At 63.8% G+C, this 26,475-nt stretch carries 19 protein-coding genes and 1 pseudogene; 13 read left to right on the forward strand and 7 right to left on the reverse strand.

Annotated features, from left to right (window positions below; translation table 11 throughout):
- Positions 1–17 precede the first annotated feature (17 nt).
- The 4 genes from LXM88_RS03065 to LXM88_RS03080 all read right to left on the reverse strand — a co-directional run bounded on the left by LXM88_RS03065 (position 18) and on the right by LXM88_RS03080 (position 5,658).
- Positions 18–1,718 (reverse strand): NAD(P)/FAD-dependent oxidoreductase, encoded by a 1,701-nt coding sequence (locus LXM88_RS03065; RefSeq protein ID WP_262530469.1) that lies wholly within the window; start codon positions 1,716–1,718, stop codon positions 18–20.
- A gap of 51 nt (positions 1,719–1,769) precedes the next feature.
- Complete coding sequence (locus LXM88_RS03070; RefSeq protein WP_262530470.1) at positions 1,770–2,855, reverse strand: monodechloroaminopyrrolnitrin synthase PrnB family protein; 1,086 nt, start codon at positions 2,853–2,855, stop codon at positions 1,770–1,772.
- Positions 2,855–4,471, reverse strand: a complete 1,617-nt coding sequence (locus LXM88_RS03075) for a tryptophan halogenase family protein (RefSeq protein ID WP_262530471.1) — start codon at positions 4,469–4,471, stop codon at positions 2,855–2,857. The genes LXM88_RS03070 and LXM88_RS03075 overlap by 1 nt, the downstream gene beginning before the upstream one ends.
- 587 nt (positions 4,472–5,058) lie before the next feature.
- Positions 5,059–5,658: a LysE family translocator gene (locus LXM88_RS03080; protein ID WP_262530472.1), complete on the reverse strand. Its 600-nt coding sequence runs from the start codon at positions 5,656–5,658 to the stop codon at positions 5,059–5,061.
- Between the two features lie 483 nt (positions 5,659–6,141).
- Here LXM88_RS03080 and LXM88_RS03085 point away from each other — a divergent pair, with 483 nt between their 5' ends.
- From LXM88_RS03085 to LXM88_RS03130, 10 genes are all read left to right on the forward strand, one after another.
- On the forward strand, positions 6,142–6,297 hold the full coding sequence (locus LXM88_RS03085; RefSeq protein ID WP_262531628.1) for a hypothetical protein: 156 nt from the start codon (positions 6,142–6,144) through the stop codon (positions 6,295–6,297).
- Positions 6,298–6,877: 580 nt separating this feature from the next.
- The gene (locus LXM88_RS03090; RefSeq protein ID WP_262530473.1) at positions 6,878–8,749 is read left to right on the forward strand and encodes a hypothetical protein; all 1,872 of its coding nucleotides are present in this window, start codon (positions 6,878–6,880) and stop codon (positions 8,747–8,749) included.
- A gap of 280 nt (positions 8,750–9,029) precedes the next feature.
- Positions 9,030–10,073, forward strand: a complete 1,044-nt coding sequence (locus LXM88_RS03095; protein WP_262530474.1) for a LacI family DNA-binding transcriptional regulator — start codon at positions 9,030–9,032, stop codon at positions 10,071–10,073.
- A 240-nt stretch (positions 10,074–10,313) separates the two neighbouring features.
- Positions 10,314–12,308 (forward strand): hypothetical protein, encoded by a 1,995-nt coding sequence (locus LXM88_RS03100; protein ID WP_262530475.1) that lies wholly within the window; start codon positions 10,314–10,316, stop codon positions 12,306–12,308.
- A gap of 47 nt (positions 12,309–12,355) precedes the next feature.
- On the forward strand, positions 12,356–13,507 hold the full coding sequence (locus tag LXM88_RS03105) for an ABC transporter ATP-binding protein (RefSeq protein WP_262530476.1): 1,152 nt from the start codon (positions 12,356–12,358) through the stop codon (positions 13,505–13,507).
- Between the two features lie 79 nt (positions 13,508–13,586).
- Positions 13,587–14,825: an ABC transporter substrate-binding protein gene (locus LXM88_RS03110; protein WP_262530477.1), complete on the forward strand. Its 1,239-nt coding sequence runs from the start codon at positions 13,587–13,589 to the stop codon at positions 14,823–14,825.
- A 58-nt stretch (positions 14,826–14,883) separates the two neighbouring features.
- On the forward strand, positions 14,884–15,807 hold the full coding sequence (locus tag LXM88_RS03115; RefSeq protein ID WP_412524078.1) for a carbohydrate ABC transporter permease: 924 nt from the start codon (positions 14,884–14,886) through the stop codon (positions 15,805–15,807).
- Complete coding sequence (locus LXM88_RS03120) at positions 15,808–16,659, forward strand: carbohydrate ABC transporter permease (RefSeq protein WP_262530478.1); 852 nt, start codon at positions 15,808–15,810, stop codon at positions 16,657–16,659.
- 4 nt (positions 16,660–16,663) lie between these two features.
- On the forward strand, positions 16,664–18,817 hold the full coding sequence (locus LXM88_RS03125; RefSeq protein WP_262530479.1) for an alpha-galactosidase: 2,154 nt from the start codon (positions 16,664–16,666) through the stop codon (positions 18,815–18,817).
- A 307-nt stretch (positions 18,818–19,124) separates the two neighbouring features.
- Positions 19,125–21,884: a UPF0182 family membrane protein gene (locus tag LXM88_RS03130; protein ID WP_262530480.1), complete on the forward strand. Its 2,760-nt coding sequence runs from the start codon at positions 19,125–19,127 to the stop codon at positions 21,882–21,884.
- Positions 21,885–21,920: 36 nt separating this feature from the next.
- On the opposite strand, the gene LXM88_RS03135 is transcribed toward LXM88_RS03130, so the two are convergent.
- Positions 21,921–23,291 (reverse strand): MFS transporter, encoded by a 1,371-nt coding sequence (locus LXM88_RS03135; RefSeq protein ID WP_262530481.1) that lies wholly within the window; start codon positions 23,289–23,291, stop codon positions 21,921–21,923.
- A gap of 132 nt (positions 23,292–23,423) precedes the next feature.
- Positions 23,424–23,957, reverse strand: a complete 534-nt coding sequence (locus tag LXM88_RS03140; RefSeq protein WP_262531630.1) for a toxin — start codon at positions 23,955–23,957, stop codon at positions 23,424–23,426.
- Between the two features lie 283 nt (positions 23,958–24,240).
- On the opposite strand from LXM88_RS03140, the gene LXM88_RS03145 reads away from it, so the two are divergent.
- The gene (locus LXM88_RS03145; protein ID WP_262530482.1) at positions 24,241–25,005 is read left to right on the forward strand and encodes an SDR family oxidoreductase; all 765 of its coding nucleotides are present in this window, start codon (positions 24,241–24,243) and stop codon (positions 25,003–25,005) included.
- A pseudogene (locus LXM88_RS03150) lies at positions 24,993–25,544 on the forward strand (AMP-binding enzyme); the annotation flags it as partial. The gene LXM88_RS03145 and the pseudogene LXM88_RS03150, both read left to right, overlap by 13 nt.
- A gap of 20 nt (positions 25,545–25,564) precedes the next feature.
- Here the strand turns inward: LXM88_RS03150 and LXM88_RS03155 are convergent.
- Positions 25,565–25,804 (reverse strand): hypothetical protein, encoded by a 240-nt coding sequence (locus tag LXM88_RS03155; RefSeq protein ID WP_262530483.1) that lies wholly within the window; start codon positions 25,802–25,804, stop codon positions 25,565–25,567.
- A 65-nt stretch (positions 25,805–25,869) separates the two neighbouring features.
- Between LXM88_RS03155 and LXM88_RS03160 the strand changes: the two genes are divergently transcribed.
- Positions 25,870–26,328: an enoyl-CoA hydratase/isomerase family protein gene (locus tag LXM88_RS03160; RefSeq protein ID WP_262530484.1), complete on the forward strand. Its 459-nt coding sequence runs from the start codon at positions 25,870–25,872 to the stop codon at positions 26,326–26,328.
- Positions 26,329–26,475 lie beyond the last annotated feature (147 nt).

The raw sequence follows: 26,475 nt of genomic DNA on the forward strand, positions 1-26,475 counted from the left end.
ATGTAGGTGTCGGCTGACTACTTCAGCGCCAGGCCGATGCGGGTCGTGATGTACGCCTTGAGCAGCGCGAACATCGGGTTGTAGTCGAAGTACTTTTTCACTTCTGCCGGCGCGCTGGTTTGCGTCCAGTGCATCAGCTTCAGCGCCGGCAGCAGGCTGTACTTCGAGTTGTTGAGCTGCGGCCTGGCCCCGGTGATGCAGTACCCGAAGCCGAACATCGGCCTGGCGAAGTCTCGTTCGTCGATGAGCGCGTGAATCCGCGCCGCGGCCTCGTCGGCCGGCTTGCGCCCGGCGCTCACGGCCTCGACCTCGGCTTTGGCGTCGTTGAACAACTGGTAGTACCCCTCCATGTCCGCGCACAGGTACCCGAGGTACGGCGGGTCGTTGTCGAGGTGATCGAGGTCACCCTCGTCACGCGACGCGCGGAACCTCGCGTGGGCTTGCACGAGCCGGAACTGCCCGAGGATCGTGCCGACCGCCCACAGCCGGTGGAACGCGTCCCACAGGCGGAAGTCCGAGAACGCCGTGTAGCAGCAGCTGACGAAGTCGTCGTTGTGGTCCAGAAGCTTCTGCTGCAGGCGCTCGATGTACTCGAAGCGCTCGGGGGAGAAGTCGTCGTCGCGCAGCGCCTTGATGAGGCGCGCCGCGAGCGCGTGGATGGTCACCGCGGTGTTCTCGAGCCCCCGGGAGAAGAGCGGATCGATGAACCCGTTCGCGTGCAGCATCAGGCAGTAGCGGTCGCCGACGCAGGCGTTCGACGAGAATTGCAGGCGGTCGGTCTTGACCCAGTCGCGCACCGGCACGGCGTCCCGGAACTGCGCGCCGATGCTCGGGAACCGCGCGAGGAACTCGTCGAATTCCTGCTGCGCGGAGATGTCCGTTTTCGGGTAGACACGCGGGTCGAGCTGCAGGCCGACGCTCACCAGGTTGTTGGTCGACCGCGGGTGGTTGTTGAACGGAATCACCCAGAGCCAGCCGCCCGCGAACATGTGGTGCAAGGTCCCCTCGTGCCAGCGCCAGCGCTGCCCCTTGACCTTGAAGATGTCGTCGAACGGCTTGACCCCGAGCATGTGCGTGTAGAGGCTGCGCGAGTGCGTCTTGAAGCGACACGGCTCTTCGCGGAGCTTGAACTTGGTCGCGAGCGGCGCGCGGGGGCCTCCGCAGTCGATCATGTACCGGCCGGTGAACCGTTCGCCCTGGGCGGTGGTCACCGCGACGCCGTCCTTGTCGGCGTGGTATTCGGTCACGTTCGTCTTCTGGCGGACCGTGCAGCCGTATTTGATGGCGGCTTGCAGCAGGTAGGCGTCGACGTCCTGCCGGTAATAATGGCTCTCCGGACCCCACGGCAGCTCGGGAATCACGCACTGCGTGAATTCCTTCGGGTCGTGCTCCTGGCCGGGCTTGTGGAACACGAAGCCGAAGTTGCGCTTGATGCCCGTGCTCGACGCGACGTAACGCTGCGTCGAGTAGAACGACGTGATGCGGTCGAGCTCCGGAATGCCGTAGCGATCGGCGATGATGCGATTCATGAGAGACGTCTCGGGGATCGACGATTCGCCGATCGTGAACCGCGGGTGCGACGACTCCTCGACGATCAGCACGCGAAACTGCTGGTTGGCCAGGATGGCCCCCATCTGGGTGCCGGACATGCCCGAGCCGAGGATGATCACGTCGAAGTGGTTGCTGTCGCGCCCGTTCGCGGGGCTCTTCTGAGTCATGGGGGCACACTCTCCTTGTGAGATGGAACACATGGCTGCACGCGTGGTGCGTCAGGGTTTGTCGAGCGCGGCGCGGATGCGGGACCGCGCGGCACGCGTGAGCGTGAGCAGATCGACGAGCGCGCTTGGCGCGTACCCCCCGCTGCCGATCGTGGGGCCGCTTTGCCCGACTTCGTACGCCCGCTCCGCCAATTTGAGGTGAGGCGCGCGGAAGCGCAGCAGGACCTCGAAAACTCGGTCGAGGGCCGCCAGCCCGGCCCTGACTGGCTCGCCCCGCGCGCCGGCCGCTTGCACTTCGTCGAGCACGCGGTCGACGAGCGCCGGCTCCCCGGCGAACCGGGCGTAGACCGTCCTGAACGCGGGAAGCACGTAGGGCAGGTACGTCTCCTTGAATTCCCGATAACCAGGGTGGTCCGACTGCGAACCCCACAGCACGTGCTCCAGCACGAAGAGGGGCATTTCCACCGCACCGGGGCCGAGGTAGCTCCGGCCCCCGACCCGAATCGGTTCGTAGTACGGGCGAAGCTCGTCGTAGAAAACCTGCACCGAGATATAGCGGTAGGCGTAAACGATCGATTCGACCATCTTGTGGAGATAGTCCGCCAGTTCGTCGCACCCTTCGGCGAATGCCGGCGACCGCAGGGGCACGTCGTACAACTCGACGGTCAGCTCGATGGCCGCCTCGAGGGCCGCCATCGAGATGCGCACGCTCTCGAGCAGGTGCGCTTCGTCGCGCAGCCCGGTGTAGCTCCGCTGCGCGTCGGCCGCCGCGGGGTTCCAGACCGTCACATGCAGGAGCGTCTCGCGCGGCGGCAGGTCGGTCGCGCGCGCCAGGTCGAGCAGCACCGGCTCGAGCCCGGGCACCACGTCCGCAGGCTCGTGTCCGTGCCGCTTGAGCGAGCCCAGGAAGAAGCCGATGTCGCGCATCGCGGCGGCGGCTTCGACGAAACCCCAGCCGGCAGGCACGCCGCGTGCCGGCAGGAACTCGCGCAACAGGCCGACGATGCCGGGCACGTCCTTTTTACGGTTCAGGCCCGGCAGCTGCAGAACGAGCGCCCGCGCCCGCAGCGGATCGCAGGCCGCCACCGCGGCGTGCGTGGCCGCGAATGCGCATACCCGGTCGAGAGTGCGCTCCACTACAGGAATTCCGGCGTCGCGAGCGTCGGCCCGGGCTGGCCGCGAGACAGCCCCGCGTCGCCCTCACGCAGCGAGCGCAGGTAGTCGTAGTTCGTCGGCAGGCTCGTCCGCAGACGCTCGGCCTCGCGCCGGATGCGGGCGAACATCGCCTCGGCCTTGTCGATCGATTCCGGCCGGTGCCGCAAGAGCGGCAGCGACCGGTCGGGCAGCATGCCCAAGCCGGCAAAGATGCAGTAGTAGTTTCCGTTCAGCCAGAAGTTCTTGAATTCGTAGTCGAACGTTTCGTAGTACGTAGAATCGTCGAACGACGTGGTGGTCAGCGGCAGCCCTGCCTTGTAGCGCTGAACCTTCTCCTTGATGGCGTCCGAGAGCCGCAGGTCGTGCCGGTTCGCGAGCCAGAACGGCGTGTCGTCGCGCGACGTGGCGAAATAGTGCGCCTGGACGAAATCCCGGCAGTCGTCGAACATGTGGACGATCTCGGCGTTGAACGCGTCGGTCAAGCGCGGATCGAACGAGGTATCGGGGAAGTGCTTCACGAGCTGGTAAAGCGCCGCGTAGATGAAGTAGATTCCCGTCGATTCCAGCGGCTCCAGGAAGCACGACGACAGCCCGATGGCGACGCAGTTGTTGACCCAGGCCCGCCCGTTGCGCCCGACCCGGAACTTGATCTGGTTGAGCGGCTGCTTGTCCGAGAGGCCCCAGAGGTTGAGGAAGTCGGCGGTGGCCTGGTCGCGCGACGTGAACTTGCTCGAGAAGACGTAGCCGCTGCCGAACCGGCCCAGCATCGGAATCTTCCAGGTCCACCCCGAGTTCATGGCGATCGCGGAGGTGTACGGCTCGATCCCCACGCGCGCGTCGGCGTTGGGCACGGCGCTGGCGACCGCGCTGTCGCACAGCAGGTAGTCGGACATGTCGATGAAGGGCTCCTTCAGGGCCTGGTTGATCAAGAGCCCCCGCATGCCGGAGCAGTCGATGAACAGGTCCGCCTCCAGCGCGCGCCCCTCCTTGGTGGACAGGCTGGAGATGTAGCCGCGGTCGTTCAGGCGAACCTCCACGACTTCGTCGACCACGCGTTTCACCCCGCGTTCGATGGCCCAGCGCTTCAGGAAATCGGCCACCAGGTGCGCGTCGAAGTGCCACGCGTGGGACATCTGGCGGGTGCCGTCGGGCAGGCACGGTGCCAGCTTGCCGTCGAGCGCGTCGGGCTGCGGGTAGCAGGCGTACTCCATCGGCTGCTGGAAGCCCTGTTCGCGCTTGCGCAGCCAGTAGTGGGTAAGCGGCACGCCGTCGCAGTTCGGCACGCTGCCGAACAAATGGTAGAAGTGATCGTCGCGCGAGCGCTCGGGTGACTTCCTCCAGTTCACGAACTTGATGGCGGCCTTGAACGCGCCGTTCACCTGGGGCATCCACTCCCGCTCAGGTATCCCGAGGAAGTCGAAGAACACCTTCTGCAAACTCGGGATGGTCGCTTCGCCCACGCCGATCCGGGGGATCGCCGCAGACTCGACGAGCGTGATGTTCGTCTGCTGTTGGAGCGCCCTGACGAGGTACGAGGCGGCCATCCAGCCCGCGGTGCCGCCGCCCACGATGACGATATTCTTGATCGGGTTGCTCATGACACTCTTCTCATAGGATTTAAAACCTGATTGGATAGTGCCGCCTTGTCGAGCCGAACTCGCAACTCGTCCGATCCGGGGCTGTTCCTTTCTCGATTCAAATGGAAGCACAATCGAACAATGCGAGGCGCCCGTCGCATCGGCGGCACGCCGCGTAAGGGATGCCGCATCAACAGATTGATTTGCCGATGCGGCTAATCGCCATTAGCGCATCGAGATGCACAGACAACTTCAGCTTCGCGAGGCTTGCCATGCCATGCACGTAACCTCTGCGATACACCATAACAGTGTTCACGATGGCACAGCTCGCAAAATTTCATATCAATCTCAATTGATCCAGAGGAATACTCAATCCGGAAAATATTGGAGAAATATTTTCCGGCAAACTATTTACCTTTTTAAAAGTGAATCATCTTTTTAATTTTTATCGTGCGCGCCGTTATTGTATAAAAATGCGAAATGAACGACTGAATTTACGGAAAAAATAGGGTCGTCGCCATTTCCGAAACAAAGATGTCAACCTTTGCGCATCTCGGCGGTCTTGACCTGCTCCCCGCGTTTGGAGAGTGTTATGAACTTCGGGGGCTCTAGCGGTTGAGTACGGAAAACGCCAGCGTGCCCGCGAACATCACCAGCACTACCGACGCACCGCGAAGCAGCGTTCCGGTATGGGTGGCCAGAGACCGGCGCGCCGTCAAGACGCCGCCGATGGTGAGCCACATCGAACCGATCGTCACGGCGAGCGCCGTGAAGACCGCGATCGAGCAGAGATAGAACGGAACCGATACGAAAGCCTGCGGGGGAAAGATCGCAGTGGCGAACAATAACGCCTTCGGGTTCATGGTCGTCGCGACGAACATGTCGCGAAAGCCGATGCTACCCGACCGGATGTCTTCAAAGCGTGGGCTTTTCCATAGCTGCAGGGCGAGATAGAAAATATAGGCCGAGCTCCCCAGCTTCAGCACATCGTAAAGCCATGGCCGTGTGGCCGCGAATGTCGCCAGGAAGAAACCCCACAGTGATATCGCGAAGCCATAGCCCGCTGCCTCTGCAGCCAGGAGAGGCGACGATTTCCGGAAGCCGACCTTGATTCCCGAGGACAGCAGCAGGGTATTTGTCGGCCCGGGCGTGGCCAGGACCAGCGAAACGTAGAGTGCCATCCTCAACATCACCTGGAATGTCGGCATCTTGCTTCCTTGGTGTCGATGACGGTCGCCGCGCGTCGGCGCGAACCGTCGTATTGGTTGTCAGTCGTTGCTGTTGGCGTTCGCAATAAGTGCTGGCAGCGCTCGGTAACCATGATGACGGCGATCAATCGCAATCCGTCCGGTTTCGAGGAGTTTGGGGGAAATGGCGCATTTGTCACAGTATTTTCGTTGCGCAACCAATAATGCGAGCTCTGTTCACTAACTTTGCTGGCGCTCCTGTGAACACTGCTAGCGTTAATTGCGAACGCCTACACTTTCCGCGTCACAAACTCTCGCCGGTCTCTCGTGTTGGCTTTTCCGCGGCTATTCGTAGCGCGCGATAAATCGATTAAAGACGATGGGTGGGTTCAGAACCTCGGCGGATTCGTTCTCCAGTGCCTCGGCCCCGTCGTCATCACTGATCGTGACGAACAGCGTGATCGTCTCGCGGTCGATACTCTGGGTCAGTTGCTGGCACTGCATGTGACACCGGCCGACGATCAGGATCGCGCACAGGTCGAGCAATTGGCCCATGCGGTACAGGAATTGGCCGGCCGGAGCGTGGCGCTTGCGTACGTGGATCGGGGCTATACCGGCGAAGCGGCTCGTCACGCAGCACAAAGCCACGGCATTGAGTAGGAGGTGGCCAGGCACACCGAGGCCAAACGCGGTTTCGTGTTGCTGCCCAGACTCCGGGTGGTCCGGCGCAGCTTCACATGGGCTGCGCGCTTTCGACGCCTCGCGCGCGACGATGAACGCTTGCCTCACGCGCTGGCCGGATTTCATTTCCTCGCCTTCGCCTGCCTGATGCTGCCCAAAATCATCGACATCATTCAGATAGGGTCACCACAGACTCTAGGGAAACCCCTAGGCCGGCCGATCTTGACTTGATGATGCAAGATTCTAAACTAACGCGTATTAGTTGCTGAGGCTCCAGGCCGAGAACATTTTTCGCCATTGCTTGTCATCGAGCATGGACGTTCATATTGTGGGCTGGAGCTTTTATTTTGCTTCGTAACTAACGCGAGTTAGTAAGCCGCATCGGATTTCGGCCCGGCATTGCGCCGGCTTGCATTGACAGCGCGAGCGTGTCGTTCCCGGCAACGGCTCCCGCCGTCACGTGTTTCGAACTGCGAATCATTGTCCGCGGATGAGCGGAAGAGGTGAGCCGTACCGGGAGCGCCGGATTGCGCTTGTCAATTATGCAAGGAGAGTCACGATGGACGTCCGTTCAACGGGGCGCGCGGTTGCGCGCTTGAATCTCAAACGCATTGCAAGCGGTTCGGAAGCCGGCGGCGGAACCGCGCCCCATCGGCTGCGCGTGCTTGCCGCCGTTGCCGCGAGCGTGTTCCTGTTCGGATGCGACGGGCAATCGGACAATCCGGTCGCGCGCTCCGTCGCGGCACTGAATGCCGCGGTTGCGATCGACAATGGCGAGCTGACCGCGCATGCCAGCAGTTCCGATTCCGCGAATTCCGCTGCGGCACTAGCCACGGCATTCAACCAGGCTGTCGTCGAAGCCCGCAAGCTGAACTTCGTGGCCGACAACTGGACCTTCTTCAGCACGCCACAGCCGGCCGGCCTCGGATGGCCGAGCGCTTCGAGCGATGCGCGTTGTCCGTCGTCGGCGCAGGATCTGCAGCCGGGTTATCTCGCGGGGCTGCAGAATCGTTGCGCGTACTACTCGCGAGACTATGTCCATCATGCGACCGGGGCGTACTACCTCGGCTTCTACGAACAGAACTACCAGATGGCCGATCACTTCGTGAAGCTCCTGCACGACAACGGTGGCGCGATGGCGCCTTACTGGGCAATCGGTGCGAACGGAACCGTATACGAGCAGAACGACGAATCGCCGGCACCGTTCGAGATCGGCGAGAACATCGCGAGGATGTACCGGTTGACTGCAGACAGCCGCTATCAGGGGGCGGATTTCACGAACTATACGAACAACCTCAACAACGGCTTTACCAATGTCAGCAACAGCAGCTACATCAATGCCGAGGGTTTCCGGATGGCGCGGGCCCAGACGAACGGCGAGGCGGCGACCTACAACGAGTTCGTGTACGACCGCGGCAACAACCTCCCGAGCAATCTCGTCATCCTGCTGGGCGGCGATATGGCGGCAAGCGAGATTGCCTACTACCGCGAGATCTCGGCTTATCCGTCGCTGCTCGCGCAAGGCGATGCGACCAACGTGACGACCCGGTTCGGCACGCTGTCGACGAGTTTCAATGGCGACTGGTACCTGCCGGCCGCGCAGCATTTCTCGGTGGGGCTCGTCGGCACGACGAGCACGACGTACAACGCATCTAATTACCAGACCCTGCAGTACTACGATTACTACGCGCAGGAGCCCAATCTCTTCCCGCTTTACAAGGGCGTGATTACCGATCCGGGGAAACTGGCGAACCAGGCGAACTACGTCGATACGCAGTCGGAAGCGCTCTATCAGGCACACGGCCTCGCGTATCCGGGCATCGAATCGCATACCTATCTGCCGACGGCGTTCTACAACGCGAACCAGCCGGATACGGCATGGAAATGGCTGACGCGGCTTGCGTCGTGGGAATCCGGCCATGGCGTCACGGGCTATCCTGAAGTCGCGTTCGCGATGATTTCCGATGTGATCACGAAGGTGCTGGGTCTCGATTTCGATGCGCCCAACAAGAAACTCGTCACGCTCGCCCGTCTTCCGTCGTCGTTCCAGGCCGGCAACAGCGTCGCCGTCAACAACATCCCGCTGTACTTCCATGACGCCGGCAACACGATCACGGTCAAGGCGGGCATTGCGCAGACGATGACCGCGAACGGCACGATCGAGACGGATTTCACCTACAATTCCGATCCCGTCGCCCAGCCGAGAAGCGGGTTCCGCTGGCTCGTGAAGTTCCCGTCGAAGGGCAGCAATACGCAATGCAAGGTCGTGCAGACCTGGGCCAACGGCACGCAATCGACGGGGTACTACGCGCTGACATCCGATTCGAACGGGGTGCCGACCTGCGGCGGCAGCGATGGTTCGGGGATCTGGATGAGCACCGGCGATCCGAACTGGACCGTGACGAAAATGGCGGTCACGCTGTCCTCCTGAACTGCGATCCGGAGCGCATGCGGATGCATCACGCATGCGCACGCCGCGCCGGCTGACCGGCGCGGCAGCCCTGCGCCGGTCTAAGGGTATTCACTCAATTTCGTTTCCTTGACCTGTTGCGTGCCGTCTCTATACTAAACCGCGTTAGATGGCGGTTCGGCGCGATGCGGCGGTTGCGCCGACAGCGTCGGGTATATTGGGGTCGACGATCAACCTGGGGCGGGGATGACCTGCGCCAGCCTTCCAGGCCGTAACTAAATCGAATCAGGAGCAGTTCGTCGTGAGTCGCGTAACGAGTACCCAGGTCGCCCAGCTTGCCGGCGTATCGCGCACGACGGTGTCGTTCGTGCTGAATGGCGTCACCGGCATGGGAATCAGCGAGGAAACGCGCGAGCGCGTGATGATGGCCGCAAGGCAGCTCGGTTACGTGCCGAACGCGATGGCCCGATCGCTCGCCAGCGGCTCCACGAAAACGATCGCGCTCCTGATGCCGCATGGCGATCACGTGCATGTCGACGTCGACGCCTATCTGCCGCGCTTTCTCGCCGGCCTCAGTGTCGCGTGCCATGCGCACGGCTACAAGGTCATGCTCGAACCCGTGCAGGAGACCGACCGGCCCGGCGCCTTCCTCGATCTCGTCGACAGCGGGCGCATCGACGGCCTGGCCGTCCTGAATCCGCGACGGCTCGACGAAGGCCACCTGCACGAGCTGGCCGAGAAGGGGTTCCCGCTCGTCGTCTTCGGTTCGAACCTGGCCGAGCAGCGTACCGTGTGTGCGATCGGCGTCGACAACCGCGCGGCCGCGAAGCAGGCGACGGAACACCTGCTGGAGCTCGGTCACGAGCGGATCGCGCACATCGGCTTCGCATCGGAGGACTATCAGGTCGTCCGCGATCGCCTGGACGGTTTCCGGCACGCGATGGCGATGCATCGCGTGGACGTGCGGCCCGAATGGATCGCCTTTGCCGATTACAGTTCGCAGAGCGGTTATGACGCGATGCGCGCGATGCTCGCCGGTTCGCCGCGCATGACGGCGCTGTTCGCCGGAAACGACACGATCGCGTTCGGCGCAATGGCGGCGATTCGCGAAGCCGGGCTGCGCATTCCGGAGGACATCGCGATCGTCGGTTACGACGACATTCCGCTGGCGGCGTTCGCGACGCCCCCGCTGACGACAGTTCGCACCGAGCCGTTCCAGGAAGGGCGCGACGCGGCGGCCACGCTGGTCGGGATCATCTCGGGAGATGCGCCGGACGGCCTGTATACCCGCGATATCGCGCCGCTGATCGTCCGGCAATCCTGCGGCGCGAGCCGCAAGACGTAGCAGCGCGTACGCGGCGCGACCGGGGTCACGCCGCCGCTTCGCCGCCATGCGCGGCAAGCCGGCGCCGGGCACGAGACAAGCAATCGCCGGAAACGGAAGCTCGACGTAGTCCCGTGCGAAGAATTTTTCAAAACAGTAAGGAATGCGAATATAAACGAGGATTGAAAAATCATGAGAAGAGACAATCGGAAAGGTGCGATCGCACAGCGCAAACTTCACGCGACGATACTCGGCGCAGCAATGCTTCATGCCGCCGGATTCGCGCACGCCGCATGCCCGGCCAACTTTCAGAGTCTGCAGTTCGGCGATCCGGGTTTCGAATCGGCGGGGGCGACGGGTTATGCGTGCCCGACGTCGTGGACGGTCACATCCGGCGCCGGATGCGCGTCGAACAATCCGCATGGCGGCGGGCGCGCGGCATTCCTGAACGGCGGGGACGGCTACTCCGTGTCCCAGACCGTGACGGCGCCTGTCGCGGGCAACTTCGATATCTCCGCGTGGATCGCCACGTCCGCGAACGGCACGGGAGGTACCTTCTCCGTCCAGGTGGCCGGCCAGACGGTTCAGACCGTCACGCTGCCGTCGGCGATCGCGAATTCGAACTACATCAAGTACACCCTTCCGCACGTTGCCGTTGCCGCGAATCAGGCCGTGACGATCGCATTCACGTCGTCGAGCGGGCGCGCGTGGATCAACATCGACGATATCGAGGTCGCCCCTTCCGCACCCAACGATCCGCAACTGTCGTCGGACAACACGACCGTCGTCGCGCTGTTCAACTGGGCGAAGGTCAAGGCGAATTCGTGGACGCGCATGGCCTGCACGACCGGCGTGACCAACATGGACGAATCGCACCTGAGCGGGCAGGGCGCCGCGACCTACGCGCCGTCGTACTGGGCCGGTTATCCGTTCCGCTCCTATTACTACGCGCGCGATTTCGCGCATCAGTTCGTCGGCGCGCACATGCTGGGGCTGGATGCGCAGAACAAGGCGATGCTGGCCGCGTTCACCGCCACCGCGAATGCGGCACGCGGCGGCTACCCTGTCTGGGCGCTGAACTTCGACGGATCCATCGGCCTCACCGACTATTCGAGCGATACGTCGTTCGTGCGGGAGCTGCCCGCACCGTTCGAGCTTGCGCAGCGCATCGCGGACGGCTACCGCTGGACCGGCGACACCGACTATGCGGCATCGGGCGGCCCGTTCTATGCATTCGTCACGAACACCGCGAGTGCGTTCGTCGACGCGCACTACGGACCGCTCGTCGACGGCACGGCCAACGGCCGGCAGGTCAAGGTCGCGCAGGAAAGCGGCGCCGACATCTGGGCCGGCGTGGCGAGCTACAACGAAGGCGCACCGGGCAATCCGGTCGAAGCGGCCGACGCGCTGTCCAGCCAGTACCGTGCGTACGTCGCGATGCAGCAGCTCGCGACGGCGGCAGGCGATACGACGACGGCGAACACCTATGCGACCCGGGCCGGCGATCTTAAGACCTATTACAACGCGCCTTGGAGCGTGGTTTCGTCCACCGATTCGACCGACGTGGTGCGCTCCTACGATCCGTCGGCGGTCAAGTCGATCGCGTGGGGCGGCGAGATGAGCTGGTTCCCGCCGATGAAGGGGATCATGAACGCGGGCACGCGCCGCGACCAGTACATGGGATGGCTCAACACCACCGCGCTTGGCCAGGCGCCGGCCAACCTCGAAGCCGCGACCTATCTGCCGGACGCATTCTTTGCGGTTCACGACGGCACCACCGCGTGGGCGTGGATGCAATACGTGTACAACCGCATCAACGACGTCCACGGCGGCTACGGCAACAACTTCGTCAACGGAGACTATCCGGAGGTGTCGTTCACGCTCGTCGGACAGGCGATCGCCGGGCTGCTCGGCGTCGAGCCCGACGCTGCCGCCGGCAAGCTGACGACCCTGTCGCAACTGCCGGCCACCGGCATGGCCTGGCTGCAGGTCTCGCACGTTCCGATCGGCGCGGGGAAAGTCACCGTCCGACACGACGGCGCCACGCGCAGCACGCTCGCCAACGAGAACCCGGCGGGCGGAACCTCCTATGCATGGCATGCGCGATTCGCGGGCAACTACCCGACCGTCGTCGTCAACGGCGTGGCGCGCGCGGCGAGCACCGAACAGCCTGAAGGCAGCGGCGGACCGACCTATACCTACGTCGACGTGACGGTCGCCCCGCAAGGCACCGCGGTCGTACAGGTGTCGAAATAGGCCCGCGACATGCGCGTGAACAACAAGACATTCAAGTGGAGACTGGCATGGCAAGCGTAGTACTGAGAGGCGTGTCGAAGGCATACGGCAGCGGTGTGCCGATCGTGCGGGATGTCGATCTCGACATCGCCGAAGGCGAGTTCTGCGTATTCCTGGGCGCATCGGGCTGCGGGAAATCGACGTTGCTGCGCATGATCGCCGGGCTCGAGGACATCACCGACGGGGAGATCTTCATCGGCGACCGGCGGATCAACGACGTGCCGCCCGCGCGGCGCGGCGTGTCGATGGTCTTCCAGAGTTATGCGCTCTTTCCTCACATGACCGTCCATGAAAACCTGTCGTTCGGCCTGACGCTGTCGCGCGTCGACAAGGCGACGATTCGCGACAAGGTGCTCGGTGCGGCGCGCGCGCTGCAGATCGAACACCTGCTCGATCGCAAGCCGCGGGCGCTGTCCGGTGGCCAGCGGCAGCGGGTTGCGATCGGGCGCGCGATCGTGCGCGAGCCGGGCGTGTTCCTGTTCGACGAACCGCTGTCCAATCTCGACGCCGCGTTGCGCGTGCAGACGCGCCACGAGATTGCGCGCATCCACCGCGAGATCGGCCGTGTATCGACGGTCTACGTGACGCACGACCAGGTGGAGGCGATGACGCTCGCCGACCGTGTCGTGCTGCTCAATTCGGGCGAGGCGACCCGTCAGCACGGCAGTCTCGCGCAGGCCGGATCGCCGCTCGAGCTCTATCACCATCCGCGCAATCGCTTCGTCGCCGGTTTCATCGGGTCGCCGAAGATGAATTTCATCGACGCCGTGCTGGTCGACGCCGGCGAGCGGCAGGCGCGGGTGCGTCTCGCGAGCGGCGAAGTGCTGTCGGCGTGCGTCGATGCCCGCCGGTTGCGCCCGGGCGAACCGCTCACGCTCGGCATTCGCCCGGAGGATTTCGCACCCGGCGGCGACCGGCAGCATCTCGTGCGCGAGGCGACCTGGCAGGAGCGGCTCGGCGAAGCGACCTACGTCTACCTGCGCGGCGACGATGCGGGGCAGCAGTGGATCGCCAGGCTGCCCGGTACGACGAACATCGGTGCGGGCCACCGTCTTTCACTGTTCATGCCGCCCGACAAGCTGCATGCGTTCGACAGCAGCGGGCAGGCACTGCGGCGCTGCATCGACGAGGAAGCGCCGCTGCTGGCCTCGTACGCGTGAACCGCGCGTGAACCAAAAGCAATCGACGCAACGATACGAGCGGCGCGACGCCGCCGCGAACCACCAGGAGGAGATCCCCATGAATACACGCAGGAACGTGTTGACGACCGTGTTGTGCACGTTGGCGGCCACGGCCGCATTGAATGCAGGCGCCGCAACGCTCGTCATCAACACCGATACGTCCGATGTCGCGGTGAAGGCCGCGTTCGACGCCGCGGTGGACGGCTTCAAGGCCGAAAATCCCGATGTGCAGGTCAAGGTCAACCGCTTCGACCACGATGCGTACAAGACGGCGATCCGGAATTTTCTGACCGCCGACGCACCCGATGTCGTGAACTGGTATCCGGGGCACAAGATGGAGCCGTTCGTGCATGCGAAGCTGTTCGAGGACGTGTCCGATCTGTGGGCGAAGGGGAATCTCGACGTCAAGCTCAAGTCCGCGTCGGCGGCGATGACGCTGGACGGCAAGAAGTGGGGCATCCCGTACACGTATTACCAGTGGGGCATCTATTACCGGAAGGACATCTTCGCGAAGTTCGGCATCGAGCCGCCGAAGACGTGGCAGGAATTGCTCGACGCGTGCGCGAAGCTCAAGACGAACGGCATCACGCCGTTCGTGATCGGCACGAAGGAGCCGTGGACGAATCTGGCGTGGTTCGACTATCTCGACCTGCGCGTGAACGGCTTTCCGTTCCACATGGCGCTGACGAGCGGCAAGGTGCCGATGACGGACCCGCGCGTCAAGGCCGTGTTCGATCGCTGGGATCAGCTGACGAAGCCGGGTTATTTCCTCGCCAATCACGCGTCCTACACGTGGCAGGAGGCAGCTGCGTCGCTCGCGCAAGGCAAGGGCGCGATGTACCTGATGGGCAACTTCGTGGTGGCGCCGATGAAGCAGGCCGGCCTCGGCCCGGACAAGCTCGGCTTCATGCCGTTCCCGACGATCGACCCTGCGGTCCCCCGTGCGGAGGAGGCGCCGATCGAGTCGATCCATATCCCCGCCAACGCACGTAACAAGGCCGATGCACGCCGCTTCCTCGCGTACATGGCGCGCGCGGACGTGCAGGCCCGGTTCGGCGAGCGCACCGAGGAACTGCCCGTCAACCAGGATGCGCCGCCGCCGAGCGATCCGTATCTGAAGGCGGGCGCGGCGCTGCTCGCGAAGGCGCAGGGGCTGTCGCAGTTCTTCGACCGCGATGCCGCGCCCGAACTCACCCAGGCCGCGATGGACGGCTTCGAGCGATACATGCTGAAACCCGACACGCGCGGCGAAGTGCTCGACCGGCTGGAGCAGGTGCGCCAGCGCGTCTACAAATAACGATTGAATCGTGCCCCGGACGGATGCGGTGTCGCGTTCGTCCGCCACCGGAGGTTTCGTGCAATCCACTGTCACATCCGTCGGCGCCCCGCGCGTCACGTTCTGGGAGCGTCACCAGCGCGCGATCGCGCCCTGGCTGTTTCTCGCGCCCGCGCTCGTGCTGTTCGCCGTGTACGTCGTCGTGCCGATCGTCCGCTCGATCGGCTTCGGCTTCTATGCGTGGGACGGCTTGAGCACGCCCCGCTTCGTCGGGCTGGGCAACTACCTCGAGCTCCTCGGCGATCCCGATTTCTGGACGGCGTTCAGGAACAACATCGTCTGGCTGGTCGGCTTTCTGCTGGCCGTCCCGGCCGGCTTGTTCTTCGCGCTGTTCCTCAATCAGAACGTGTTCGGGATGCGCGCCGTCAAGTCGATGTTCTTCTTTCCGTTCGTGATCTCGCAGGCCGTGATCGGGCTCGTGTTCGGCTGGTTCTACGATCCGTCCAACGGCCTGCTGTTCCACGTGCTCCACTGGTTCGGCATCCCGCCCGTGGCCGTGCTGTCCGACGAGCGTTACGTCACGTACGGCATCGTCGCCGCCGGGCTCTATCCGCAGATCTCGTACTGCATGATTCTCTATCTGACGGGCCTGTCGAACGTGCGGGCCGACCTGATCGAGGCAGCGCGCCTCGAAGGTGCGCACGGCTGGTCGATGCTGCGTCGTGTCGTGCTGCCGCAGTTGCGCTCCGCGACGTTCGTGGCGATCGTCGTGACGGTCGTCGGCGCGCTGCGCAGCTTCGACATGGTGTCGATCATGACCCAGGGCGGCCCGTACGGATCGTCGAGGGTGCTGGCCTATTACATGTACGAGCAGGCGCTCGGCGATTACGGCTATCGGGTCGGCTACGGCTCGGCGATCGCGACGATCCTGTTCCTGCTGATGCTCGTCTATATCGGCTTCGTCATCGTTCGCGTCTACACGCAGGAAAAGGAGCTTGCCTGAATGTTTCCCACACCGATCGAACAGGCAAGCCGTTCCGCGCAATGGCTGTACCGCGCCGTGCTCGCCGTCGCGCTCGTCGTCTGGCTGCTGCCGCTTCTGGCCGTCGCGCTGACGTCGATACGCGGCTCCGCCGACATCTTCGCCGGCAACTACTGGGGGTGGCCGACCGAGTGGCGCGTCGTGGAAAACTATCGCGCCGTGTTCACGGATACGCCGCTGGCGCGCTATCTCGTCAACACCTGCCTGATCACGCTGCCCGCGGTGATCGGCGCGGTGGCCCTCAGCTGCATGGCCGGCTTCGCGCTCGGCGTCTATCGGTTCAGGCTGAACCTGCCGGTCTTTTTCCTGTTCCTGGCCGGCAACTTCGTGCCGTTCCAGATCCTGATGATTCCGGTCCGGCTGATGAGCCTGCAACTGGGGCTCTACAACTCCGTGCCGGGCCTCGTGCTGTTCCATGTCGCGTTCAATACCGGCTTCTGCACGTTCTTCATGCGCAACTTCATCATCGAGCTGCCGCGCGAACTGATCGAAGCGGCGCGCATGGACGGCGCGACCGAGTTCCAGGTCTTCTACAAGGTCGTGCTGCCGCTCGTGCGGCCGGCGATGGCGGCGATCTCGGTACTGGTCTTCACCTTCGTGTGGAACGACTACTTCTGGGCCACGGTGCTGGTGCAGGGCGATCACGCGATGCCGGTCACCGCCGGGCTGAAGACGCTGAGCGGCATCTGGGTCGCTCAATGGCATCTCGTCGCGGCCGGGTCGATCGTCGCAGCCCTTCCGCCTGTCCTGATCTTTTTCTTCAAGCAAAAACACTTCATTGCCGGCCTCACGATGGGGGCCACCAAAGGGTAAGCCTATGCTCGATACGAAACTGGTGTGCCTGAACGGCTCCAACGTCTGCATTGCACTGGAGGAGTCGTCCGGCATGCCGCCGATATGGCGTCACTTCGGCGCGAAACCCGATGAACGCGCCGGCTTCTGGCGCGCGGCGAGCGCGCGACCGCACCCGCCCACGGTGCTAGACGGCGATCCGCCGTTCACCGTCCTGCCGACGCACGGGTTCGGCTGGTTTCACCAGCCTGCACTGGCAGGCGCCCGCCCGGGGACGGACGGCGATACGGACTGGGCGCAGCAATTCCGGCTCGACGAAGTCCGCCGAAACGAACACGGCTTGTTGCTGACGCTGAGCGACGAGCAAGCTGCGCTGGGCATGACGCTGGGTTATGCGATCGACCCGGCGTCGGACGTCGTGACGATGTGGGCCGAGGTGGAGAACCGCGGCGAGACGCCGTTTCGCGTGGACTGGCTGGCCGCGGCGTCGGTGCCGTTGCCGCCCGACGCAGACCAGGTACTGGGTTTCTCCGGGCGCTGGACACTGGAGTTCCAGGAAACGCGCGAGCGCCTGGGCGTCGCGACGTGGCGCCGGGACAACCGGCGCGGTCGTACTTCCCACGACTCGTTTCCGGGCGTGATGATCGGTTCGTCGCTCGGGGACGATGAAGGCCATGTTTATGGCGCCCATCTGGGATGGAGCGGCAACCATTCGATCGTCGTCGAACCGATGGCCGACGGTCGCCGGCAACTCCAGTTGGGCGAGTGGCTGGCGCCGGGTGAAGTCGTGCTGCGCCCCGGGCAACGCTATCGCACGCCGTGCGCATACCTGTCGTACGGCGAACGTGGCCTGAACGGACTGAGTGCCGGGTTTCATCGCTTCGTTCGCGCGAACATGCTGAACTCGCCGCAGCAACCCATGCGCCCGCGTCCCGTCATGCTCAATACCTGGGAGGCCGTGTATTGCCAGCATGATCCGGCGGATCTCGAGGAACTGGCCCGTGCCGCCGCGCGGCTGGGCGTCGAGCGCTTCGTGCTCGACGACGGCTGGTTTCATCGACGCAACAACGATCGTGCGGGGCTGGGCGACTGGTGGCCCGATGCCGACAAGTATCCGCGCGGACTCGCGCCGCTCGTCGAGCGCGTGCGCGGCCTCGGCATGGAATTCGGGATCTGGATGGAGCCGGAGATGGTCAATCCGGATAGCGAACTGTATCGCGCCCATCCCGACTGGGTGCTCCGGCTCGACGGCAGGCCGCTGGTGACGGGGCGCAACCAGCTGGTGCTCGATCTCGCGGAGCCCGATGTGGACGCGCATCTGTTCGAGCAGGTCGGTGCGTTGTTGCGCGAGCATCCGATTTCCTACGTCAAGTGGGACATGAATCGCGATCTCGCGACCGCGGGCCATCGCGGCCTCGCGGCCTACCGTCGCCAGACCCGTGCGTTCTACGCATTGCTGGACCGGCTGCGTCGCGCGTTTCCGTCGGTGGAGATCGAGAGCTGCGCATCCGGCGGGGGGCGTGCCGATTATGGCGTGATGGAGTACGTGCAGCGGATCTGGACGAGCGATTGCAACGACGCGCTGACCCGGATCGGCATCCAGCGCGGCTTCCTGCGTTTCTTTCCGCCCGAAGTAATGGGCGCGCACATCGGCGCGGAATGCTCTCATACGACGGGGCGGCGGCATACGCTGGCATTCAGGGCCGCCGTCGCGATCTTCGGTCACCTCGGGCTCGAAATCGATCCGCGAACCTTGTCCGTCGAGGAATTCGACGAAGCCCGCCACTGGATTGCGCTGTACAAGACGTGGCGGCCGGTCCTGCACGGCGGAACCCTGCGGCAGGGGCATGCCGGAAGTGCGTTGGCGTGGACCCAGGCCGTCGCCGACGACGGGATGTCATCGCTGCTGGCGGTCTATCGATTGCACGAGGACGACACGCGCTATGCATTGCCGCTGCGCATCGAGGGACTGCGGCGCGATGTCGTTTATCGCGCCCGCTTCCTTCATGTGCCCGTCGCGCCGCACTTCGTGCACCAGACCGACCTGTTTGCCGCGATGGCCGGCGAAGGGGCAAAGTTTTCGGGGGCGACGTTGCTGGATATCGGCGTGCCGCTACCGCCGATGCCGCCCGAATCGTGCACGCTGATCGCGCTGGAGCCGGTGACGAACACGGCGTAAGCGGTCGGTTCGACGAGCCCTGCACCGAGCGCCCGTTCGTGACGGTTCGTCAGCAGGGAGGCGATCTCGTGCGGGTCGTCTACCCACGCTTCGTATGGCGTACCGAGAGCGGGATCGAACGAATTTGCTGCACTGCACTGCGATCGATCGTCGCAAGTGACGCCGCGCACGCCGTTGGATGGCGACGTGCCGGCAACGGGCGTAGCATTCAGACATGCGGCCGGCCGCGATCCAGACTGACGGATCGGCGGCACACCCCGATCCGGCCGCAGCCGGCCACGCACGATGGCCCGGCAAAGGAGCCTCGATGCGCTCGCAAGCAACGTCCGCCTCGCGCCTGAGGCGCTATGGGATCGCGGCTGCGGTCGTCGTCGCGTGCCTGATCGTCATCGGGCGCATCACCGGTTTCCTGGTCGACTGGCTTTGGTTCGCGTCGGTCGGCTATGCCGGCGTCTTCTGGACGATCCTGTCGGCGAGGGTGCTGCTGTTCGTCGCGGTGTTCGCCGCGTCGGCGGCCGCGATCGGCGCGTCGGGGTTGATCGCGCATCGTCTTGCAAGGCCTGTCGATGTCTGGCAGGTGGAAGACACGTCGTCGACGCGTGCGGAGGACGTCCTTCGGGCGCTGGCAGGGGAGGTCGCGTCGCACATTCCATGGCGCGCGGTGATCGCCGCGGGCGCCGCCCTCCTCGGGCTTGCGATCGCCGCCGGTGCGATGTCGAACTGGGATGTTGCGCTTCGCTTTCTGCATCGGGTGCCGTTCGGCACGAACGATCCGATCTTCGGCAAGGACATCGGTTTCTATCTGTTCGCGCTACCTGTCTGGATCGTGCTGAAGAATTTGCTGCTGCAAGTGGTCGTCTGCTGCACGATCGTCGCGGGCAGCGTCTACTGGCTGCGCGGCGACGTCATGCTCCGTCCGCCGAAGGGGCTTTCGTCGGCTGCCGCCGTTCACGGTTCGGCGCTGCTGGCGCTGTTCTTCGTGCTGAAAGCCTGGTCCTGGTGGCTCGAACGCTTTCTGCTGCTCTACGACAACAACGGCGTCGTGGTCGGCGCCGGCTATACGGATGTCCACGTGATGCTGCCGGTGCTGTGGCTGCTCGTCGGCCTCGCCGCTGCGTCGGCCGTTGCGATGCTGGTCAACATGCGCCGGCCCGGCTATCGGCTGCCGGCCGCTGCGGTGCTGCTGGTGTTCGGCACTTCGTTTGCGCTCGGCATCGTCTATCCCGCGCTGTTCCAGCGCTTCTACGTCAAGCCGAGCGAACTGCAGCTCGAGACGCCCTTTATCCGGCACAACATCGCGTTGACGAGGCAGGCTTACGGTCTCGCGCAGATCGAGGTCAAGCCGTTTGCGGCCGAGCAGGGCCTGAGTCTCGCGGCGCTGCAGGCCAATCGCGCGACCGTCGACAACATCCGCCTGTGGGATGTGCAGCCGCTGATGGATACCTATGCGCAGTTGCAGGAGATCAGGACTTACTACAAGTTCTTCTCCGTGAACATCGATCGCTACCGGCTCGACTCCGGCTACCGGCAGGTCATGCTGTCGGCGCGCGAACTGGAGCAGACGATGCTGCCGGAGAACGCGCGAACCTGGGTGAACCTGCATCTGCTGTTTACCCACGGCAACGGCGTCGTGATGTCGCCGGTCACGGAGAAATCCACGGAAGGCCTGCCGTCGCTGTATCTGCGCGACATTCCGCCGGTCGCGGATGGCGGACCGGCGATCCGCGAACCGCGCATCTACTTCGGCCAGGGCGGGCAGGGTTATGTGATCGTGAAGGGCAGCGTGCCCGAATTCGACTACCCGAAGGGAGACAGCAACGTCTATACGTCCTACAGCGGGCGCGACGGTGTCGCGATCGGCGGCGCGGCGCGGCGCAGCCTCTTCGCGTGGCAGTTCGACGATCCCAACATCCTGCTGACGCACTACATCACGAACGACAGCAGGATCCTGTTTCACCGCAACATCCGGGACCGGATACGCACGATTGCGCCGTTTCTCGCGCTCGACCACGACCCGTATGTCGTCGCAAGCAACGGACGCCTGTTCTGGATGCAGGACGCCTATACGACCAGCCGCTGGTTCCCGTATGCGCCGCCCGGCGTCGGCGACGGCGCCAACTACATTCGCAACGCGGTCAAGGTGGTGGTCGACGCATACAACGGCACGGTCGATTTCTACGTCAGCGATCCTGCCGATCCGCTGGTGCGGACTTACGCGCGGATCTTCCCCGGCATGTTCAAGCCGCTCGACGCGATGCCGCAGGATCTTCAACGGCATATCCGCTACCCCGAGGATCTGTTTCTGATCCAGGCGAACCTCTATCGCGCTTATCACATGGATGCACCGGAAGTGTTCTATAACCGCGAGGACCTCTGGCAGTTTCCTCGCGCGCTGGGCGATATCGACGGGGGCGACGCCACGAACACGCAGATGGCGCCGTACTACACGATCATGAGGCTGCCCGGCGACGCGCAGGCCGGCTTCGTGCTCATGCTGCCGATGGTGCCGAGCCAGCGCGAGAACATGATCGCGTGGCTGGCCGCGCGTTGCGATCCGCCCGGATACGGCAAGCTGATCGTCTACGCGTTCCCGAAGGACAAGCTGATCTATGGGCCGTACCAGATCGAGGCGCGCATCCAGCAGAGCACGGAAATCTCGCAGCAGATCTCGCTGTGGAACCAGATGGGCTCACGCGTGATCCGCGGCCATCTCGTGGTCGTGCCGATCGAGCACTCGATTCTCTACGTGTCGCCGCTTTATCTGCGCGCGGCGTCGGGCCAATTGCCCGAACTGAAACGGGTGATCGCAGCCTATGGCGATCGCGTCGTGATGGAGGAAAACCTGAGCGACGCGCTCGCGGCGCTCTTCAAGGAGACGGGGCCGAGGCCGGTCGCGGCGCCGGCCGGCGGTGCCGCGGATGCGCGCGCCCGCGACGCGCTGGCCCATTACGACCGCGCGATCGCGCGGCTGAAGGCGGGGGATTGGGCCGGCTTCGGCGCGGAACTCGAAGCGCTCCGGCCGTTGCTCGAAGCGCTGGGCGCCGTTCGCGCGGACAACAAGAAATAAGCAGCATCCTCGATGGCTCGATCGCCGGCCACGCTGTCAGGTCAGCGGCGGCGCGTGCCCGTGATCCTCCAGACCGCGCGCATCGTCGTATTCCCGCGAAATATCCTTGTTCGTGTAGTCTCCGAGCTTCGACGCGGCGACCAGGCTCATCACCGCGCACACCAGCACGTACACCGCGATCGCATACCCGGAATGGTAGTAGGCGAACAGCGCGGTCGCGATCAGCGGTGCCGGGCCACCTGCAATGACCGACGCGAGCTGATAACCCATCGACGCACCGCTGTATCGCAACCGCCCGGTAAACGACTCGGCAATCAATGCAGCCTGCGGCCCGTACATCATCGAATGCGGGACCAGCGACAGCACGATGGCCGCGAAGATCCATGCCGGATTCCGGCTATCGACCATCGCGAAGTAGAGGAATCCGAACACCCCGACGGTGGCCGCTCCGATCATGTACATCCGCCGCCGCCCGATCAGATCCGACACGTGCCCGAACAGCGGAATGGTGAAGAACTCGACCGCGGATGCCACCAGCACCGCGGTCAGCAGCAGTTCGCGCGTGACGCCCAGCGCCGTGATCCCGTAAGTGAACACGAACGCCGTGAAGATATAGAACGGCGCCTGTTCGGCCATCCGCGCAAACGCCGACAGCACGATATCCCTCGGCTGCTTGCGCAGCACTTCGAGCATCGGCGCCTTCTCGATCCGGCGCTCGGCCAGCAGTTTCGCGAAGATCGGCGTCTCGAGAATGTTCAGGCGGATATAGAGTCCGATCGCGACCAGTACGATGCTGAGGAAAAACGGCACGCGCCAGCCCCACGCGAGGAAACTGCTGCCGGAAAACCAGCTCATGGCCAGCACGGCGAGGTTGGCGAGAAACAATCCCGCCGGCACGCCGAACTGCGGCCACGACGCGACGAAGCCGCGATGCGCATTGGTACGTGCCCACTCCATCGACATCAGGACCGAGCCACCCCATTCGCCGCCGACGCCGACGCCCTGGATGAAGCGCAGTACCGTGAGCAAAACGGCACCCCAGATGCCGATCGTTGCGTAGGTCGGAACGAAGGCCACGGCGAACGTGGCGACCCCCATCAGCAACAGGGTCACGATCAGCGTGGCCTTGCGTCCGATGCGGTCGCCGTAATGGCCGAAGATCGCCGCGCCGACCGGTCGCGCGATAAAACCGACGGCATAGATCAGGAACGCTTGCAGCGTGCCGACGAGCGGGTGGGACTGGGGAAAATACAGCTTTGCGAAGACCAGGCCGGTGACCGTGCTGTAGAGGAAAAAGTCATACCATTCGATCGTGGTGCCAATCGTGCTGGCTATGACGGCGCGGCGCAACTGGCGCCGGGCTTCCTCGTCGGAGAGGGGCGTGGCCGCGGTTTGCATGGCAGCCATTTTGATATCTCCCGGAAAAGGGAAACAGACAAATAAACCATACGCCGCGCAATAGGTTCCGGCAAGTGCAAGCTACGAACGGTTTGCACTGTGTTCAGGCCTTTCGGTCAGAAGTCCTGATATATCGAAAGCTCAACCGCTGGCGCGGGCGTGCATGTCGATGAACGCGCGGGTACGCGCCGGCTCGGTGATTTCCGTCCATTGCAGATGCGCGTATTTCGGATCGTCGCGCAGGGTGGCGAACTTGACGCGGTTCTTGTCGAAGGTGGTGTATGACCACAGCAGCACCGAGTCCCGGGAGCAGAAGGCCATCCGCAGCGACTCCCGGTTGCCGTGGGAAAGCGCTGTGCGCATGAGTCCGCGGCTTACCGTGCGCCAGAGCACCCGGGAGAATACCGTCCATCGCCCGAAGTTGAGCCAGACGACGTGCGTGGCCCTCGACCAGAGCACATCGCGCACGGCGCTGTAGTTGCCGTCGGCGACCCATCGGTCGCCGGCCGTCGCGGCCAGCACGGCGTTCTCGAACTGTTCCGGCGGCACGGCCGTCCAGTCGGGGCCCCAGTAGAGTTGGTCCAGTTCGATGTACGGGCAACCTGCAGCGGCCGCCAGCGCACTGGAGAAGGTGGATTTCCCCGACCCGCTTGTTCCGACGACGACGAAGCGCATGTGTTTTACCGCGATCGAATTTCGAAGCCGCGTATTGTGCCTGATGCGTGCCTGGTGCGTCGAAGCGGCGGATCGTTGCCGATCGGTTCCAGGCCATTCGAGAATCGCCTGACGGATTCCGCTATGAGTTGCCGGCTCAAGATCGCTTGAGACGTTTTCTATTTTCCTGGCCGGCAGCCAGCCATGGAAAATTCCGCCCGAATTTAATAGCAAGAAACGGAATGTTTGCGCGGCTGGATGCGACCAGACTAACCACCGATCAATCCGAACATGAGAAAAGACAATGAACGTGCTTGCAAACAAAGTCGCCATCGTCACCGGCGCCAGTTCCGGAATCGGACGCGCGACCGCGTTGCTTTTCGCTAGCGAGGGCGCAGCGGTGGTCGTTGCCGCCCGTCGCAAGGCCGAGCTGGAAAGCCTTGTGAAGGAAATCACTGCACTTCAAGGAACGGCGATATGCGTCGCGGGCGATGTCAGGGATGAGGCTTATGCGCAGACGCTCGTCCAGACGGCCGTCGACCGCTTCGGCGGGCTGGACATTGCGTTCAACAACGCGGGGACGCTTGGCGAAATGGGGCCCACGCCACACATATCCGAGACGGGTTGGGGCGAGACGATCGACACCAATCTCACGAGCGCGTTCCTCGGCGCGAAGCATCAGATCCCCGCGATGATGATTCGTGGCTCGGGAAGCGTCATCTTTACTTCGACTTTCGTCGGGTACACGGTCGGCTTTCCCGGTGTTGCGGCCTACGCCGCCAGCAAGGCAGGATTGATCGGGTTGACCCAGTCACTCGCCGCGGAGTTTGGGCCGAAGGCCATTCGCGTCAACGCAATCCTTCCTGGCGGAGTCGACACCCCGATGGGGCGCGCAATGAGTGCGTCGCCCGAAGCAATGGCGCATGTGGCGGGACTACACGCGCTCAAACGTATTGCTACACCGGAAGAACTTGCGCAGTCGGTCCTCTACCTGGCTTCCAGCGCCTCTTCATTCATGACCGGCGGGGCGCTGCTGGTTGACGGGGGAGTATCGATCAATCGCACCTGATGTGCAAGGTAGTCGACGTGGACGGGAAGGTCGTGCCGGTCGGAGCGACGGGCGAGCTGTGCACGCGTGGCTACTCGGTCATGCTCGGCTACTGGGATGACGAAGCGCGAACGCGGGACGCGATCCACGACGGCTGGATGCACACCGGCGACCTTGCGACGATCGATGCCGACGGCTACTGCAATATCGTCGGGCGCGTGAAGGGCATGCTGATTCGCGGCGGCGAGAACGTCTACCCGCGCGAGATCGAAGAGTTCCTGTTTCGCCATCCCAAGGTGCAGGCCGTGCAGGTGTTCGGGGTGCCAGATCAAAAGTATGGCGAGGAGATTTGCGCGTGGATCGTGCTCAAGCCGGGCCAGGATGCGTCCGAGGACGAGATCCGCGATTTCTGCCGGGGCCAGATCGCGCACTTCAAGATCCCGCGTTATATCCGCTTCGTCGACGATATGCCGATGACCGTGACCGGAAAGGTGCAGAAGTTCGCGATGCGCGAAAGCATGATCCGGGAACTCGACCTGAATGTAAGCAGAACTGCCTGATCAAGGAGATCCACATGAAATCAGTCCGATTCGAGCGTCACGATTCCGTCGGCCACATCGTGCTCGGCAACCCGCCGCTCAACCTGATCGCCACCGCGTTTTCCGAACACCTGGGCGAAGCCATCCACGCGGCCAGCGAAGCGAACATCCGGGCGCTTCTCGTTCGCGCGGAAGGCCCGAACTTCAGCCAGGGCGGCGATATCCTCGATTTCATCGACATGGAATTCAATGCGTGGCACACCTTCATCCGCGACATGCATCACGCGTATCGCAAGATCGAAGCGCTGCAGATTCCGACCGTGTGTGCGGTGCGCGATTCGAACTGGTGCTCGCGTGCGACCTGGTCGTCGCGGCGGATAACGCATCGTTTCGCTGCATCGAGCCGTCGGTCGGCACCATACCCGTGTGCGGCGCCGTTCAACGGATTGCGGAACGTGCGGGGCCGGCACGCGCGGCGCGCTACGTGATGTTGAGCGAGGTCATGTCGGGTACGACGGCAGGTGAACTTGGCATTGCCGCATTCGTGGTTCCGGAAGCCGAGGTGGAACAGGCTGCGCTGGATCTGGCGATCCGGCGTTCGAATGGTCCGACGCGCTCGTATGCGGCCACCCGCGCGCTGCTGAAAGCCTGGTCGGCGGGCGGTGTGCCCGGCGCCGACCAACTGGTGCTCGATCTCGGGATGCCGCTGCACAACACCGAGGATGCGCGACGCGGACGGACGGCGCGCGTCGACGCGATGAAGCGGGGCGTGGAACCCGAACCGGTCGTCTTTTACGGGCGATGATGCGAGTTTGAATGGTTCGTCGGTGTACGGGGTTCGAGAAGCCGTAGTGCGGATGCGCTCGGGCTCTGTGCCGACTGAAGAGAAGACCAGGCGCTCAATCTGCCATCGACGGATTTCGGTGCGGCGCGCCGCGACGCCAGACGCTGT

Origin of the sequence: Burkholderia sp. S-53 (assembly GCF_025560745.1) — a bacterium.
Taxonomy (GTDB): Bacteria; Pseudomonadota; Gammaproteobacteria; order Burkholderiales; family Burkholderiaceae; genus Burkholderia; species Burkholderia pyrrocinia.